The 15,690-nt window shown below is 64.3% G+C and carries 15 protein-coding genes; 5 read left to right on the top strand and 10 right to left on the bottom strand.

Annotated features, from left to right (window positions below):
- Nucleotide 1: 1 nt before the first annotated feature.
- Both lptE and holA read left to right on the top strand, forming a co-directional pair.
- The gene (gene lptE / locus ABJ363_03790) at nt 2–517 is read left to right on the top strand and encodes an LPS assembly lipoprotein LptE (GenBank protein MEP4378099.1); all 516 of its coding nucleotides are present in this window, start codon (nt 2–4) and stop codon (nt 515–517) included.
- Nucleotides 514–1,545, top strand: a complete 1,032-nt coding sequence (gene holA, locus ABJ363_03785) for a DNA polymerase III subunit delta (GenBank protein MEP4378098.1) — start codon at nt 514–516, stop codon at nt 1,543–1,545. The genes lptE and holA overlap by 4 nt, the downstream gene beginning before the upstream one ends.
- Before the next feature lie 19 nt (nt 1,546–1,564).
- Here holA and ABJ363_03780 read toward each other — a convergent pair whose 3' ends face one another.
- The 6 genes from ABJ363_03780 to ABJ363_03755 form a co-directional block, all read right to left on the bottom strand.
- Complete coding sequence (locus tag ABJ363_03780; GenBank protein MEP4378097.1) at nt 1,565–2,512, bottom strand: ParB/RepB/Spo0J family partition protein; 948 nt, start codon at nt 2,510–2,512, stop codon at nt 1,565–1,567.
- Complete coding sequence (locus ABJ363_03775; GenBank protein MEP4378096.1) at nt 2,509–3,321, bottom strand: ParA family protein; 813 nt, start codon at nt 3,319–3,321, stop codon at nt 2,509–2,511. The genes ABJ363_03780 and ABJ363_03775 overlap by 4 nt, the downstream gene beginning before the upstream one ends.
- A 37-nt stretch (nt 3,322–3,358) precedes the next feature.
- The gene (gene rsmG, locus ABJ363_03770; GenBank protein ID MEP4378095.1) at nt 3,359–4,000 is read right to left on the bottom strand and encodes a 16S rRNA (guanine(527)-N(7))-methyltransferase RsmG; all 642 of its coding nucleotides are present in this window, start codon (nt 3,998–4,000) and stop codon (nt 3,359–3,361) included.
- Between the two features lie 70 nt (nt 4,001–4,070).
- Nucleotides 4,071–5,951 carry a tRNA uridine-5-carboxymethylaminomethyl(34) synthesis enzyme MnmG gene (gene mnmG, locus ABJ363_03765; protein ID MEP4378094.1) on the bottom strand — a complete coding sequence of 627 codons (1,881 nt, stop codon included), beginning with the start codon at nt 5,949–5,951 and terminating at the stop codon, nt 4,071–4,073.
- A 149-nt stretch (nt 5,952–6,100) separates the two neighbouring features.
- On the bottom strand, nt 6,101–7,456 hold the full coding sequence (gene mnmE / locus ABJ363_03760) for a tRNA uridine-5-carboxymethylaminomethyl(34) synthesis GTPase MnmE (protein MEP4378093.1): 1,356 nt from the start codon (nt 7,454–7,456) through the stop codon (nt 6,101–6,103).
- A 7-nt stretch (nt 7,457–7,463) separates the two neighbouring features.
- On the bottom strand, nt 7,464–7,721 hold the full coding sequence (locus ABJ363_03755; protein MEP4378092.1) for a DUF6489 family protein: 258 nt from the start codon (nt 7,719–7,721) through the stop codon (nt 7,464–7,466).
- 167 nt (nt 7,722–7,888) lie between these two features.
- On the opposite strand from ABJ363_03755, the gene ABJ363_03750 reads away from it, so the two are divergent.
- Genes ABJ363_03750 through ABJ363_03740 form a run of 3 tightly spaced genes read left to right on the top strand, consistent with a single transcriptional unit; the run spans nt 7,889 to nt 11,453 of the window.
- Nucleotides 7,889–9,916 carry a thioredoxin domain-containing protein gene (locus ABJ363_03750; protein MEP4378091.1) on the top strand — a complete coding sequence of 676 codons (2,028 nt, stop codon included), beginning with the start codon at nt 7,889–7,891 and terminating at the stop codon, nt 9,914–9,916.
- Complete coding sequence (locus tag ABJ363_03745; protein MEP4378090.1) at nt 9,913–10,434, top strand: methylated-DNA--[protein]-cysteine S-methyltransferase; 522 nt, start codon at nt 9,913–9,915, stop codon at nt 10,432–10,434. The genes ABJ363_03750 and ABJ363_03745 overlap by 4 nt, the downstream gene beginning before the upstream one ends.
- Nucleotides 10,435–10,478: 44 nt before the next feature.
- Nucleotides 10,479–11,453, top strand: a complete 975-nt coding sequence (locus ABJ363_03740; protein MEP4378089.1) for a quinone oxidoreductase — start codon at nt 10,479–10,481, stop codon at nt 11,451–11,453.
- Nucleotides 11,454–11,560: 107 nt separating this feature from the next.
- Here ABJ363_03740 and ABJ363_03735 read toward each other — a convergent pair whose 3' ends face one another.
- The 4 genes from ABJ363_03735 to hemH form a co-directional block, all read right to left on the bottom strand.
- Nucleotides 11,561–12,409 carry an alpha/beta fold hydrolase gene (locus ABJ363_03735; GenBank protein MEP4378088.1) on the bottom strand — a complete coding sequence of 283 codons (849 nt, stop codon included), beginning with the start codon at nt 12,407–12,409 and terminating at the stop codon, nt 11,561–11,563.
- Between the two features lie 229 nt (nt 12,410–12,638).
- On the bottom strand, nt 12,639–13,895 hold the full coding sequence (gene rho / locus ABJ363_03730) for a transcription termination factor Rho (protein ID MEP4378087.1): 1,257 nt from the start codon (nt 13,893–13,895) through the stop codon (nt 12,639–12,641).
- A gap of 287 nt (nt 13,896–14,182) precedes the next feature.
- Complete coding sequence (hemJ, locus tag ABJ363_03725; protein ID MEP4378086.1) at nt 14,183–14,632, bottom strand: protoporphyrinogen oxidase HemJ; 450 nt, start codon at nt 14,630–14,632, stop codon at nt 14,183–14,185.
- A gap of 6 nt (nt 14,633–14,638) precedes the next feature.
- Nucleotides 14,639–15,688 carry a ferrochelatase gene (gene hemH, locus ABJ363_03720; protein ID MEP4378085.1) on the bottom strand — a complete coding sequence of 350 codons (1,050 nt, stop codon included), beginning with the start codon at nt 15,686–15,688 and terminating at the stop codon, nt 14,639–14,641.
- Nucleotides 15,689–15,690 lie beyond the last annotated feature (2 nt).

Genomic DNA, 15,690 nt, shown 5'->3' with positions numbered 1-15,690 from the left:
GGTGCGCGCGCTTCTCGTCGTCGCGCTGCTTGGCCTTGCCGCTTGCGGCTTCGAGCCGCTGTATGGCGATCAGGAACAGGGCACCCCGACGGAGGATCTGCTGAGCCGCGTGTCGGTACCACCCCTCGCGGACCGTCTCGGCCAGCTCGTTCGCATCGAGCTTACAAACCGGCTGAACCCCAGGCCCGCACCGGAGCCTTTCTATGTCGTGAGCGTTCAACTGAACGAATCCAAACAGGGCCTCGCCGTCCGCCGTGATGCGAGTGCGACGCGCGCGAACCTCATCATCACGGCAACCTTCGCATTGACGCCTGTCGGCAAGGATGAGTCCCTGCTCTCGGGCGATATCCGGTCGTCGAATGGCTACGATATTCTGACCTCGGATTTTGCCACGCTTGCGGCGGAAAATGATGCGCGGCGGCGCGGCGCACGCGACATCGCAGACGCAATTGTCGACAGGCTGGCGATATACCTGTCACGCCAGAACATTCAGGCTGCGGCCCCCGCCTCACGATGAAGATTTCGGCCGGCCGCGTCGCGGGATTCGTCGCCAACCCGGATCCGGGCATCACGGCGATTCTCGTATATGGCCCCAACGCCGGCCTCGTCCACGAACACTGCGAAACACTGGCGGGCAGAATCCTCGACAACCCGGATGACCCTTTTCAATCGACCGAGCTGACCGGTGCGGCCATCGGCGAGAACCCGACCCGGCTTGCCGATGAATTGCTCGCCCTGTCATTCGGCGGCGGTCGACGCCTCGTGACCATTCGTGATGCGACCGACGGACTGACCAAAAGTATTGAAAGCGCGCTGGACGCCGGCGCGGAAGCAGGGATGAATGCCGTGGCGTTGATCGAGGCCGGCGCCCTCACGGCCCGGTCGAGCCTTCGGAAGCTCTGCGAGAAACGCGATGATTGTGCCGCCCTGCCCTGCTATGCCGATGACGAAGGCGCGCGCGCAGGGCTCGCCCGCAGCCTCCTGTCCGAAGCAGGTATCGGGATTGACCCCGACGCGCTTCATACGCTGACCGGGTTTCTCGGCGACGACCGGCTCTCCAACCGACGCGAGATCGAGAAACTCGTCCTTTTCATTGGCCCCGACCAAACCGCGACGGAAGCGGACGTGCTGGCTGCGGTGGGGGATATCGGTGCCACGACCATGGACGATACGGTCTTCGCCGCAGCGGGTGGCGATATCGGCCAGCTCGACCGGGCAATCGAACGGTTCTGGGCGGAGGGCGGCGAACCGATCGGCCTCATCCGCGCGACCCAGCGCCATTTCCAGCGCCTGCACCGCGTCGCGGGACAGATCGAGACCGGGGTTCGTTATGAGGATGCCGCGCGGAAACTTCGCCCGCCCGTATTCTGGAAGCAGTCGGGGCCGTTTCAGTACCAGGCGCGAAACTGGTCCCGCGGCCAGCTCGAACTTGCGCTTGCGCGGCTCGGCGAGGCTGAACTGGTCCTCAAGACGACCGGCGTTCCGGCACACGCGGCCTGCGGACGCACACTTTATGCGATCGCCAGCATGCGTCGCGCGCGTTAACCATAAGTAATTGAAATAATTAATTATTGGGGTTTTCAGGTATCCCGAGGCCGGCGCCGCCCGAGGACACGCCGCCACCCGACCGTGTCTTCTGGTTGAGCCGCTGCAGGACATCGTCGAGCTGATCGTAGGTGGAGAATTCGATCTCCAGCACGCCCCGTCCCGAGCTCTCGCCTCCACGTGGGTTGATCGACACCTTAAGACCGAGGACATCCGACAGGTCCCTCTCCAGCGCCAAGGTATCGGTGCTTTTCCGGGCTTTCGGCTTCTTCGCCTTCTTGCGTCCGGCGGCCTTGCTCACCCGGCCCTCGATATCACGCACGGTCAAGCCGTCCCGCGAAATCTGACGCGCCAGTTCGACCGCATCTTCGCGCCCGACGAGCGCGCGCGCATGCCCGGCCGTCAACTCGCCGCGGTCAACCATCTGGCGGACCTCTTCCGGCAGGGTGAGCAAACGCAGCTGATTCGCGATGTGGCTGCGGCTTTTGCCCATGGCCTTCGCCAGGGCATCCTGGGTGTGGGAGAAATGCTCCATCAGACGCTGATATCCCTCGGCCTCCTCAATCGGCGAGAGGTCCGCGCGCTGGATATTCTCGATCAGCGCGATCTCCAGCGCCGCCTTGTCGTCAAGCTCCCGGATGATGACCGGGACTTCGTGCAGTTTTGCACGTTGCGCGGCCCGCCAGCGCCGCTCCCCGGCGATGATCTCGTAAAGGTCCGCCTGCACCGGATCGCGGCGCACGAGGATCGGTTGCAGAATTCCCTTCTCTCGGATCGATTCGACGAGCGAGGCGAGCTCTTCTTCGTCGAAATTCGTGCGCGGCTGGAATCGGCCAGGGTGGAGTTGCTCGATGGGCAGCTCACGCGACGGCTTGGCCTTGTCCAGCTCCTGATAATCTTCCCCGTCATCGCCGAGCAGTGCGGACAGGCCGCGCCCCAGGCGCGGACGCGCGGTGGGCTCGCTCATTCGGCTGCCTCCCCGATCGGGCCGACACCTTCCCGGCGGAGGAGTTCGGCGGCAAGTCGCGCATAGGCCTGGGCGCCGGCGCAGGCCAGGTCATAGACCAGGGCCGGCTTGCCGTAGGACGGCGCTTCGGACAAGCGCACATTGCGCGGGATGACGGTCTTGTAGACCCGGTCGTTGAAATGCGCCCGGACATCCGCCTCGACCGACCGGCAGAGGTTGTTCCGGCTGTCATACATGGTGAGTACAATGCCCTGAATGTTCAGGCTCTCATTGTAGGCGCGACGGATCCGCTCGATGGACTTCATCAGCCGGGTCATACCTTCGAGTGCGAAATACTCGCACTGCAGGGGCACGAGGACCGAATCCGCGGCGACGAGCGCGTTGATCGTGAGCAGGCCGAGGGCCGGCGGACAATCGATCAGGACATAGTCATACCGGCCGAGCACCGGGGCAATGGTTTCACGCAGGCGCGACTCCCGATGGGGGATTTCGATCAGCTCGATCTCCGCCCCGGCGAGATCGGCGGAAGCGGGCGCGACATCGAGCCGCGGAATCTCCGTCGGGCAGATCACGTCTTCGAAACGGCCGCCGCCGATCAGGACGTTATACACATCTGTTTCATATTCTGAAATGCCGAGGCCCGTCGACGCGTTTCCCTGAGGGTCGAGATCGACCACGAGGACGCTCTGCCCGCAGGCGGCCAGGCCGGTTGCGAGATTGATCGCAGTGGTCGTCTTGCCGACACCGCCCTTCTGGTTCGCCACGGCAATGATGCGTGTACCCCGCGCTCGCGCTGGGCCTTCGGGCATGAACGGACCGCTCGCAGGGCTGTCGATAATGCTGTGATCAGACACGGGACGGGTTCCTTATGCTAAGCACCGCACCGTCCGGTTCGGACAGGCTCGGGTGTCGCTCTACTTGCATATTCCAGTTTTCCTTCGCGTCGGTCAATTCGTCATCGACCCGCGCTCCCTTGAGGAAAACACAATATCCATCTGGCTTCATCAGCCCCGCCGCGTGGTCGAGCAGCCCCGACAGCGGCGCGAGCGCCCGGGCCACGACCACATCGAACGGGCCGGTACCCAGGTCCTCGATCCGACCTTCGGCGATCTCGGCATTCGCATCGGTCAGGCGGCGCACCTCGCGAAGGAACGCGCATTTGCGCACATCGGATTCGGCCAGAACCACATGGGCGCCGGTGACGATCGATACGACCAGCCCCGGAAACCCCGCACCGCTGCCCATGTCGAGGACCTGCATGTCCGGCGTTATCCATTTGCCGAGCTGGGCGGAATCGAGAAAATGTCGGCGCCACAGATCGTCGAGGGACTTGTTCGAGACCAGATTGATCCGCGGCTGCCAGGCCCGCAGGGTTTCCGCATAAACATCGAGGCGCTCAAATGTTTCGGCGGCCAATGTTTCACGTGAAACATGCAACCCACCGGTTGTCGCACCCGTCATGAGATCGGCGAATTCGTTCCGGGACATGTGAGCGTCAGGATCCATGCCACCCCTATACCAAGGATGTGGCCTCGCACCAACCGCTATATATTGTGTACTACGCCGCGTCCGACTTGCGCGCGCGCCTTACGTGACGAAGCAGGACCACCAGCGCGGCGGGTGTAACACCGGGGATGCGTCCCGCCTGGCCCAGGGTCTCGGGCCGCTGCCGCGCCAGCTTCTCGGCGATTTCGTTGGACAGCCCCGGCACAACGCGATAGTCGAGGTTCGCCGGCAACGCGAGCGCCTCGTCGCGGCGATAGGCCGCGACGTCCGCGGCCTGGCGATCCAGATAGCGGGCGTATTTTGCCTCGATTTCCATGGTCGCGCGTACCGGCGGGGCGATCGTCGATAGTTCCGGCCAGACCCGGACCGCGGCCTCGAAATCCGTATCGGGCATGGACAACAGGTCAAACGCACTGCGCCGCACCCCGTCCCGGTTTACCTTGATCCCATGGTGAGCAAGGGCGTCCGGCGTCGCATTGACCGCTTCGAGCCGCTGCCGCGCCGCGACGAGGGTCTCGGCCTTGCGCTCGAAAACCGCCGCACGAGCCGCCCCAACGCAACCGAGCTCGACCCCGAGCCGGGTCAGCCGCTGATCTGCATTGTCGGCACGCAGCAGGAGCCGATACTCGGCGCGCGAGGTAAACATCCGATAGGGCTCGTCCGCACCCCGGGTAACGAGGTCATCGACCATCACGCCGATATAGGATTGTGCGCGATCGGGCCGGAACCGTCGCGCGGCCCCCGACGCCATCAGTGCGGCGTTTATTCCGGCGACGAGACCCTGTCCCGCGGCCTCTTCATACCCGGTAGTGCCATTGATCTGACCCGCCAGGAACAGTCCGGAAATCCGCCTCGTTTCCAAAGTAGTGCCAAGTTCCCGCGGGTCTACGTAATCATATTCAATGGCGTAGCCGGGACGTATGACCCTGGCGTTTTCGAGACCCGGAATCGCCCGCAGCATCGCCCGCTGGACATCCTCTGGAAGCGATGTCGAGATCCCGTTCGGATAGACCGTGTCATCGTCCAGACCCTCGGGTTCGAGAAAGATCTGGTGGCGCTGCTTGTCGGCGAAGCGAACGACCTTGTCCTCGATCGAAGGACAGTAACGCGGCCCCCCGCTCTCGATCTGACCGGAATAGATCGGCGCCCGGTCCAGATTGGCCCGGATAAGTTCATGGGCCTCGGGCGTCGTGTGGGTGATGTAACAATCGATCTGCGGCGTGGTGATCGCATCGGTCAGGTAGGAAAATGGCACCGGCGGCGAATCGCCAGGTTGCCGATCCAATCCGGCCCAATCGATGGTCCGGCCGTCGAGACGTGGCGGCGTCCCGGTCTTGAGACGTCCGAGCGCGAATCCAGCCGTCTCGAGGGTCTTCGAAAGCCCCATCGAGGGCGCCTCGCCAAAACGACCCGCCGGCGTCTGGCTCTCACCGATATGAATGACCCCGCACAGGAACGTGCCGGTGGTCAGGACGACACATCCCGCTGGGATTTCACTGCCGTCCGACAAAACCACGCCCGACGCGCGACCATTCTTTTCGCGGATCAGGTCGTCGACCGCGGCGCCGAGAATGTCGAGATTCCCCTGTTCGGCCAGTATGTCCTGAATCGCCAGGCGGTACAGCTTCCGGTCTGCCTGGGCGCGCGGGCCCCACACCGCCGGACCCTTGGTGCGGTTGAGCATCCGGAACTGGATCCCGCCCCGGTCGATGGCGCGGCCCATGATCCCGTCGAGCGCGTCGATCTCGCGCACAAGGTGACCCTTACCCAGTCCACCGATCGCGGGGTTGCAGGACATCTCGCCGATGGTCTCGAGTTTGTGGGTGACCAGGAGCGTGGAGGCACCCACCCGCGCAGACGCGGCCGCGGCTTCGCAGCCTGCGTGGCCGCCGCCGATGACGATCACGTCGTAGGATTTTTTGAGGGCACCCATTGCGCGCGCTATGTAGGCCCTGTCGCCGGACCTGTCAAAGCGTACCTGCGATAATCGGTGGCCGGTTGTGCGGTTTTCCTATGGGTTTTCAGATGTTTCACGTGAAACATCCGGCTCCGCGTACGGCAGTTTAGCGGCCAATGCCGGTTCTATTTCCCGATACAGAAATCACGAAAGACGGTATCGAGAACCTCGTCGATATCCACCCGCCCGGTTATCCGCCCGAGTGCCCGGAGTGCCGTCCGCACATCCTCGGCGGCGAGCTCCGGATAGGCCGCGTTGGCCACACGGGTCAATGCGTCATGCACCTCGGCGAGGGCATCCCGATGCCGCTGACGCGTCGGCAACGGCGCCTCCGATAGTTCCAGCCGCTCCCGGACATAATCGGTCAGTTGTGTGAGAAACCCGTCAAGTCCTTCGCCGGTTTGCGCAGACACAAGTACGGGCTCATACCCTTTCGGCAGACCCGGACCGGTATAGGGATCATTGAGCAAATCGGCCTTGTTGACCACCACCAGGCAATCACCGGTGATCAGCGTGCGAACCCGATCCGGCAAGGTACTATCGGTCGCGTCGAGCACCACGAGGCGCAGGGCCGCATCCTCGGCGCGTTGTTCCGCACGCCGCACACCTTCCGCCTCAACAGCGTCCGACGCTTCGCGAATGCCCGCCGTATCCGAAACCGTGACCGCAAACCCGCCCAGATTAAGATGTACCTCGACGACATCCCGGGTGGTCCCGGCGGTATCCGCCACAATGGCCACGTCGCGTTGCGCCAAGTGATTGATAATACTTGATTTTCCGACATTCGGAGCGCCGAGAATGACGATGGGAAACCCGGTACGGATCCGCTCACCCTGGTCTGAACCTACTATATGTTGTGTTATCTCCTCGTTCAGCGCGGCGACACTCGAACCGGTCGCGGCCTTCAGTCCTTCGGGCAACTCCTCGTCGGAGAAATCGATCTCGGCCTCTGCATGGCCCATCAGGTCGATCAGGCGGGCCCGCCAGCCTTCGTAGAGATCGGCCAATGCTCCATCATACTGGCGCAGCGCGAGGCGCCTCTGGGCGTCTGTCTGGGCCGCCACGAGGTCCGCCAGGCCCTCGGCGGCCGTCAGGTCAAGCTTTCCGTTCTCGAACGCGCGTCGGGTGAACTCCCCCGCTTCCGCGTGGCGCGCCAGGCCTGTCGCGGAAATTCCGTCGAACACCGCCGCCAAAACCGCCCGGCCGCCATGTACGTGCAACTCCACGACATCCTCGCCCGTGAAACTGCCGGGCGCCGGAAAACGCAGGATCAGCGCCTGATCGATGGCCCCGTTGCGGCCTTCGGCCCGCAACTTGTGAAGCGCCGCATAGCGCGGCTCGGGTAGCGGCGACACGCCGAGCACGGTCAGCAGGGCGTCGGCGTTCCGCCCTGAAATGCGCACGACCGAGACGCCGGCGAGGCCGGCGCCGCTCGACAACGCGTAGATCGTGTCCGCACTGTTATCCGGCGTGGGGCCCAATTCCGGATTACTTGCCGGGCTTGGTCGCGTTGGTCATCGAAGACCAGAACGCCTTCTGGAACTGCTCCCAGCCCTCCGTGCCCATCGGGTTCCCGTCGGGCATCCAGGCCTTGAACAGGCTCTGGGGGTCCATCGCCGACATGCCGTCCAGGGCCTGTTTCTGCCACTCGTCGATCACCGCCTGCTGGGCCGCAGCAACGTCAGGCAGGCCCATGAAGCTGCGCGCCTCCTCGGGCGTGCAATCGATGTTGATCGTGACTTTCATAATCCGTCCCTCCGCTTGTCGCCTCGCGCCAGACACCCGGCCCACACCTGGCCGCCGCCTGACCGTATCGCCGCCACCTTGTCTATGCGCACGGCGCGCCGACATTGTAGATTGCGGCCCTGTTTCGCGCCCCGTACCCGATCCCCGATATCAGAGACCGCCACCCCATGTCCGAACATACGTCCGAAAACATGCTGGGGAACGAGACCAGTCCCTATCTTCTGCAACACGCAGACAATCCCGTCCACTGGTATCCATGGGGAGACGCTGCCCTGGCGCGTGCCCGGGAAGAGAAAAAACCGATTCTGCTGTCGATCGGCTACGCCGCATGTCACTGGTGTCACGTCATGGCCCATGAGAGCTTCGAGGACGACACCACCGCCGCCGTGATGAATGAGCTGTTCATCAACATCAAGGTGGACAGGGAGGAGCGCCCAGACCTGGACGCGATCTATCAGGGTGCGCTGTCCCTGATGGGCGAGCAGGGCGGCTGGCCGCTGACCATGTTCTGCACGCCGGATGGCGAACCGTTCTGGGGCGGGACGTATTTTCCGCCACGCGCCGGCTTCGGCCGACCCGGCTTCCCGGACCTGCTGGAAAATATCGACAGGATCTACCGGAACGAGCAGGACAAGGTGCAGACCAACACCGCCGCCATCCTCCAGGCGCTCGGCGACATGGCCCGGCCCCAACCCGGTGCGGCGCCGGGACCGGAACAGATCACGGCCTTCGCCGACTCCATCGCCGGAGAGGTCGACCGGCGCCATGGCGGCTTCGGCACCGCGCCGAAATTCCCCCAATGCGGCGTGCTGTCCCTGATGTGGGCCCATGGCGGGGCGGCCGCACGAGACGCCGTGACCCTCACCCTCGACCGGATGGCCCAGGGCGGCATCTACGACCATCTCGGCGGCGGGTTCGCACGCTACTCGACCGACGCCGCCTGGCTGGCCCCCCATTTCGAGAAGATGCTCTACGACAACGCCCAGCTGCTGGAGCTCTATGCGTCGGCCTGGCGCGGCACCAAAAGCCCGCTCTATGCCCAACGCGTCGAGGAAACGGTTTCCTGGCTGCAGCGCGAGATGACCCATCCTGAAGGCGGGTTCTACGCCACGCTGGACGCGGATTCCGAGGGGGCCGAGGGCAAGTTCTACGTCTGGAGCGAGGCGGAGATCGACGCTGTTCTGGGTGACGAAGCCGGCGTGTTCAAAGACGCCTACGATGTACGGCCCGGCGGCAACTGGGACGGCCACAATATCCTCAACCGAAGCCGCGATCCCGAGCTGAAGGACGACGCCACCGAGGCGCGCTTGCGTGCGGCCCGGGCAAGGCTGTTCGAGGTCCGCGCGCCGCGCGTTCGCCCCGCGCTCGACGACAAGATCCTGACCGACTGGAACGGGCTGATGATCGCCGGGCTGGTCGAGGCGGCAATGACCTTCGCGCGGCCCGACTGGCTGGAAGCCGCGCGTGACACCTATGGGTTCGTGCGCGACAACCTCAGCACGAAACTGCCGGACGACAGTATCGAGCTGTCCCACAGCTGGCGAAACGGCGAGGCGCGGCATCGCGCGACGCTGGACGATTATGCGGCTCTCATGACCGGCGCCCTCGCACTCCATGAGGCCACGGGCGAAAAGAAACCGCTCGACGATGCGGGCGCGCTTGCGGCGTACATCGAGGCTCATTTCACCGCCGACGACGGGGCGTATTTCTTTACCTCGGACCTGGCCACCGACGTGATCACCCGCACCCGGACGGGCTTCGACAATGCCACGCCTGCCGGTAACGGGTTGCTGGCCGGCGCATTCGCGCGGCTGTTCTACCTGACCGGCGAGCGGTTCTATCGCGATCGGTCCATGGGAATCATCGAGGCTTTCTCGGGCGAGATTCACAACAACGCCTTCGGCTACGGCACATTGCTGCGCGCCGCGGGCCTGCTCGCCGGCGCCACCCAGGTCGCGATCATCGGCGCGCCCGACGCGGCCGATACGAAAAAGCTCCACCGCTCGGCCTACCGGGGAGCGGCCGCCGAACGGATCATCTCGGTGATCGCGCCGGATGGCGCCTTGCCCGCCGGTCACCCGGCGACGGGCAAGACCCAGGATGACAGCAAGGCCACCGCCTATGTCTGCCGGGGGCCGGTCTGTTCCCTGCCGATCACCGACGCAACGGCGCTCATGGCCGAATTGTCCCCGTGACCGGAAACGACGATTCCACGACCTGCGTGATTGAATCGCCGGTCGGACGTATTCGCGTCACGGCGGCCGGCGGCGCCATCACGGCACTGGACTGGACAGACGCCAAGCCAACCGCGCCGACCTCGAAGATTCTACGGGATGCGGCAAAACAGCTGGCGGAATATTTTTCGGGGGACCGCACCGAGTTTTTCCTTCGCCTCGCGCCGCTCGGCACGGACCATCAGAAAAAAGTCTGGGCGGCGATGTGCGAAATTCCCTCAGGCGCCGTCCGCAGCTATGGCGACCTCGCTCGGGAGATCGGCTCCTCGGCCCGCGCGGTGGGCACGGCCTGCGGCAAGAACCCGATCCCGATCATCGTGCCCTGCCACCGGATTCTCGCCACGGGGGGCGGCATCGGCGGCTATTCCGGGCGGGGCGGTGTCGAGACCAAGCGCCAGCTGTTGCGCCTCGAAGGGTTGGCGTTCGCCGGAGACGACCAGGCCAGCCTCGATCTTGAAGGTGCTGGAACCAGCCGATAGGGTCACCTCAACAAACACACAGAAGAAATTTCAGGGGAAATCACATGGTCCATGCAATCCGTTTCCACGAGGCCGGCGGGCCCGACGTCATGAAGTGGGAAGAGGTCGAGGTCGGCGACCCCGGCCCCGGCGAAATCCGGGTGAAACAGACCGCAGCCGGTCTCAACTTCATCGACATCTATCTCCGCTCGGGCGCGCGCCCGGTGCCGATGCCGAATGGTCTGGGGCTTGAAGGTGCGGGCGAGATCGTGGCGGTGGGCGAGGGCGTGAGCGACCTGGCCGTGGGCGACCGGATCGGCTATGCCGACATGCCGCTCGGCGCCTATGCCGAGGAACGCGTGATGCCGGCGAAGATCGCCGTGAAGCTCCCCGACGACATCTCCGACGAACAGGCCGCCGCGATGATGCTCAAGGGCATGACCGTGCAGTTCCTGATCAAGTCCTGCTTCCCGGTGCAGAAGGGCCAGACCGTGCTGTGGCACGCCGCGGCCGGCGGCGTCGGCCTGATCGCCTGCCAGTGGCTCAACCATCTGGGGGTCACGGTCATCGGCACGGTGGGCTCGGAAGAGAAGGCCGAGCTGGCGCGCGCCCATGGCTGCCACCACACGGTCAACTACAAGGACGAGGACTTCGTCGGACAAGTGAAGGAGATCACCGGCGGCGCGGGTGTGCCCGTGGTCTATGACGCGGTGGGCAAGGACACGCTCAGGGGGTCCATGGAATGCCTGCAGCGGCGCGGCTACCTGATCAGCTTCGGCAACGCCTCGGGCGCACCCGACCCGGTGGAGCTCACCGAGCTCTCGGCCCACGGCTCGATCTATGCCGCCCGGCCGATGCTGTTCGACTTCATCGCCGAACGCGCCGAGCTGCTGGCCTGTGCCGGCGACCTGTTCGGCGTGGTGTCATCGGGCGCGGTGAAGATCGAAATCAACCAGCGCTACCCGCTGTCGGAGACGGTGCAGGCCCACAAGGATCTGGTCGCCCGCAAGACCACGGGCTCGACGATCCTGATGGCCTAACAGGCGCCGTCATGCCCGGACGTGATCCGGGCATCTCGTCTGGGTCTGAGCTGAGATACGCGGATCAAGTCCGCGTATGACGAAAGGGGGTTGGCGGGTTTCTTGTACTACCCGTCAATCAAGGTCCGCTTCAGCCAACCCGCGACCAGGTCGGTGATCGCATCCTCACGGTCGTTGTAATAGTGGTCGCAATTCTCGACGATCTCGACATCGCACGGGCCTGCTGATGCGGCGGCGAAGTCCTCGGCCGGATAGGAATCGCGGATTTCCTGATCGCCGCGAATATACAAACTCGGGCAGGCGATCTTCGGCGCGGTCGCGACCGTGTTGGGCATGGTCGTCAGCCGGTCGACATAACTGTTCGCGGTGATCACGTACCACCAGCCCGGCAGGAGCATGAGTTCGTCACCGCGCCCGTCGGCTATCATCGCCTCCGCCTCACGGAAAATTTCCTCGCTGCGCGCGCCGCCCAATAGGCCTGTCGTGGGCGCCAGCGCCGCCGCGACATCGCCGCCGGCATGGGCCGATAACAGAACGAGGGCGGGCGTCTCGGGATGGTTGGCGACGTGCTGCACCCCCAGGAAACCGCCATTGCTGTGTCCGATGACGACCGGCGCATCAGACCCGACCACGGAACCGCGCTCAGCCGCCACCCAGTGCGCGGCGATCTCGTTGTCGGCGATTGCCTCGGCAGTGGTCTGATAGGCCGCACCCTCGACAGCGCGGCTGTTCCGGTTGGACAGGATGTCGTGGCCACGTCGGTTGAAGGCCAGGCAGGCGAAGCCCAACTCCGCCAACGCCGGCGGCAGGAAGCGCGGCGCGCCGACGTAGAAGTTCATGGTGTTGCCGTGAAACAGCATGACGGTCCCAGCGGTCGCCCCGCCGTCGGGCTCGTACCAGGCGCCGTCGAGAGGTTGCGCGGTGTCGGTCGGGATGGTCACGAGTTCGGTGTGCATGAACTTCCAATCCCAAAACCACGATCGTCATGCCCGGACTTGATCCGGGCATCTCGCCCACGAACCATTAGGGTATGGCTGCGGGAGCCCGCGTCAAACCAAAATCGTCATGCCCGCGCAGGCGGGCATCCATAGTCACAGGCGATTACCGGGTCCGCATTGATGTTTATGGACTCCCGCCTTCGCGGGAGTGACGAGAGGATTTCAACGACGCAGTGGCCGACAGCCCCTACTGGTTCATCGTGTCGTAGAAGTCGTTGTTGTTCTTGGTCGACTTCATCTTGCCGAGCAGGAACTCCATGCCGTCGACGACCCCCATGGGGTTGAGGATCCGGCGCAGCACCCACATCTTCGACAGGGCGTCCTTGTCGACCAGCAGCTCTTCCTTTCGCGTGCCCGACTTGGTGATGTCGATCGACGGCCAGACGCGTTTGTCGGAAAGCTTGCGGTCGAGGACGATTTCCGAGTTACCGGTGCCCTTGAACTCCTCGAAGATGACCTCGTCCATGCGCGAGCCGGTCTCGATCAACGCGGTCGAGATGATGGTCAGCGAGCCGCCCTCCTCGATGTTGCGGGCGGCGCCGAAGAAGCGCTTGGGCCGCTGCAGGGCGTTGGCGTCCACGCCGCCGGTCAGCACCTTGCCCGAGGACGGGACGACGGTGTTGTAGGCGCGGGCGAGGCGGGTGATCGAATCCAGCAGGATGACCACGTCGCGCTTGTGCTCGACCAGGCGCTTGGCCTTGTTGATCACCATCTCGGCGACCTGCACATGGCGCGAGGCCGGTTCGTCGAAGGTGGAGGAGATCACCTCGCCGCGCACGGTGCGCTGCATGTCGGTGACTTCTTCCGGCCGCTCGTCGATCAGCAGCACGATCAGATAGATGTCCGGATGATTGGCCATGATCGCCTTGGCGATGTTCTGCATCATCACGGTCTTGCCGGTGCGCGGCGGGGCCACGAGCAGGGCGCGCTGGCCCATGCCGAGCGGGGCCACCATGTCGATCACACGGCACGACGGATCCTTGTTCTCCGGGTCGTCGATTTCCAGCTCGATTTTCCGCTCGGGATAGAGCGGGGTGAGGTTGTCGAAATTGACCCGGTGCTTGGTGTGGTCGACGTCGTCGAAGTTCACCTGCGCGACCTTGACCAGCGCGAAGTAGCGCTCGCCATCCTTGGGAGAGCGGATTTCGCCCTCGACCGTGTCGCCGGTGCGCAACGCGAAGCGGCGGACCTGGCTGGGTGAGACATAGATATCGTCGGGGCCCGGCAGGAAATTGGATTCCGGTGAGCGCAGGAAGCCGAAGCCGTCCTGCAGCACTTCGAGCACGCCGATGCCGGTGATCGGCACCTCGTCCTCGGCCAGCTCCTTGAGGATCGCGAACATCATGTCCTGGGTGCGCAGGTTGCTCGCGCCCTCGATCTCGAGTTCCTCGGCGAAGGCGAGGAGATCGGCGGCGGATTTGTCTTTGAGGTCCTGGAGTTTCATTGCTTCCATGGGGAGGCCAGTTCTGTTTGGGAAATGCGACGCGCCCTATCGGCTGGGAACCGAATTTTCGGGGGCGTTTGAATATGTCAGCGGAAGTTCGTGGACGCCGACGGGAACGCCGGAAGAAAACGACTTATGCGGAAGGGTGTGCGCGTAGGTTACTGTCTTGTGCGCGCGGATATTACGCACTTAGTGAGCGTGCCGCGTCAAGTCAATCCTTATGACGGTTTTGCGGCAATCCTGCGTCGATCTGCAGATGGCGCGGAACACACGCCCGAAACAGGTGCCTAGAACGGCCGGGCAATGATCATGACGACAATCACGATCATCAGGAGTGTCGGTACCTCGTTGGCGAGGCGATAGGTCTTCGCCGGGCGGGTGTTTGTGTCGGCGGCGAACGCCTGGAACCATTTGGCAAAAACATGATGGGCCACGGTCATGCTCGCCACCGCGGCCAGCTTGATCCAGATCCAGCCCGACCCCCAATCGACGATCCCCGGCGTGGCCAGCAACAGCCCGCCGAAGACGAATGTCGCGATCATCGCCGGGTTCATGATCGCGCGCAGCAGGCGCCGCTCCATCACCTTGAAGGTCTCGGACTTGTCGGAGCCAATTTCCGCGTCACAGTGATAGACGAACAGGCGCGGCAGATAGAGCATCCCGGCCATCCAGGAGATCACCGCGATTACATGGAGCGATTTGATCCAGGGATAGGCCGTAACGAGGAAATCACCCATCGCGCTCTAGGCCGCCTTCGCAACCGGGCATTTCGGCCATTCGGCCGCGCAAATCCGTCCGCCGGTTGCCTGAGGATCGCCGCTGCAGATTTCGCAGCCCGCCGCGATGTTCCCGCGCACCAGATCCGCCAGCCCGTCGATGAATGCCGGCGCGGTATCGACGGTCGGGACGCGGATATATTCGATCACGCCGGCCTTGTCGGCCAGCTCACGATATTCAATATCGAGCTCGACAAGAGTCTCGGAATGTTCCGACACGAAAGCGATCGGCACGATGATCACCGATTTCCCGTCCGCCCCGGCGCGCTCGATCTCGTCGTCCGTGGCGGGCCCGATCCATTCCAGCGGGCCGACCCGGCTCTGGTAACAGCACAGCCAGTCGAGCGCCTGCCCGAGCGCCGACATCACGGCGGCGGCGGTTTGCTCAACCTGGGACTGGTAGGGATCCCCGCCCTCGACGATCTGTTTGGGCAACCCGTGGGCCGAGAACAGAACGCGCAGTTTTTCCTTTTCGGCTGTCGCCGTTTCGAGGGCGCCGGCGAGCAATCCCGTGACCGCGTCAACGAAGCCCGGGTCGGTCGGGTAGCAACACAGCGCCGTGACGGGAATGTCGAGTTTGCGTTTGCGCGCGGCCCGCTCCCAGACCCGCATCATGGAGCCCACGGTCGTGGTCGAGAATTGCGGGTAGAGCGGCAGCAACACAATCCGGTCGGGCGCGCTCGCGATCACCTCGTCCAGGACCGCATCGACCATCGGGTGCCAGTAGCGCATGGCGACGAAGCATTTGTAATCGCCCTCGCCCGCGTTCAGCGCCGCCTCCAGCGCGTCGGCCTGGGCCCGGGTGTTGGCCAGCAGGGGCGAACCGCCGCCGATATTGGCGTAGATTTCCCGGGCGATGGGGGCGCGCTTGCGCGAGATGACCTGTGCCAGCAGCCAGCGGATGGGTGCGGGCGCGCCGATGATCATCGGGTCGTTGAACAGGTTGAACAAGAACGGCCGGACGTCATCCGGCCCGTCGGGGCCACCCAGATTGTAGAGAATAACGGCGGTGGTCATGG

The sequence above is a fragment of the Alphaproteobacteria bacterium genome (genome assembly GCA_039980135.1).
Taxonomy (GTDB): domain Bacteria; phylum Pseudomonadota; class Alphaproteobacteria; order UBA6615; family UBA6615; genus UBA8079.
Note: the sequence above shows the minus strand (reverse complement) of the source record. Positions and strands in the feature narration are given on the sequence as shown.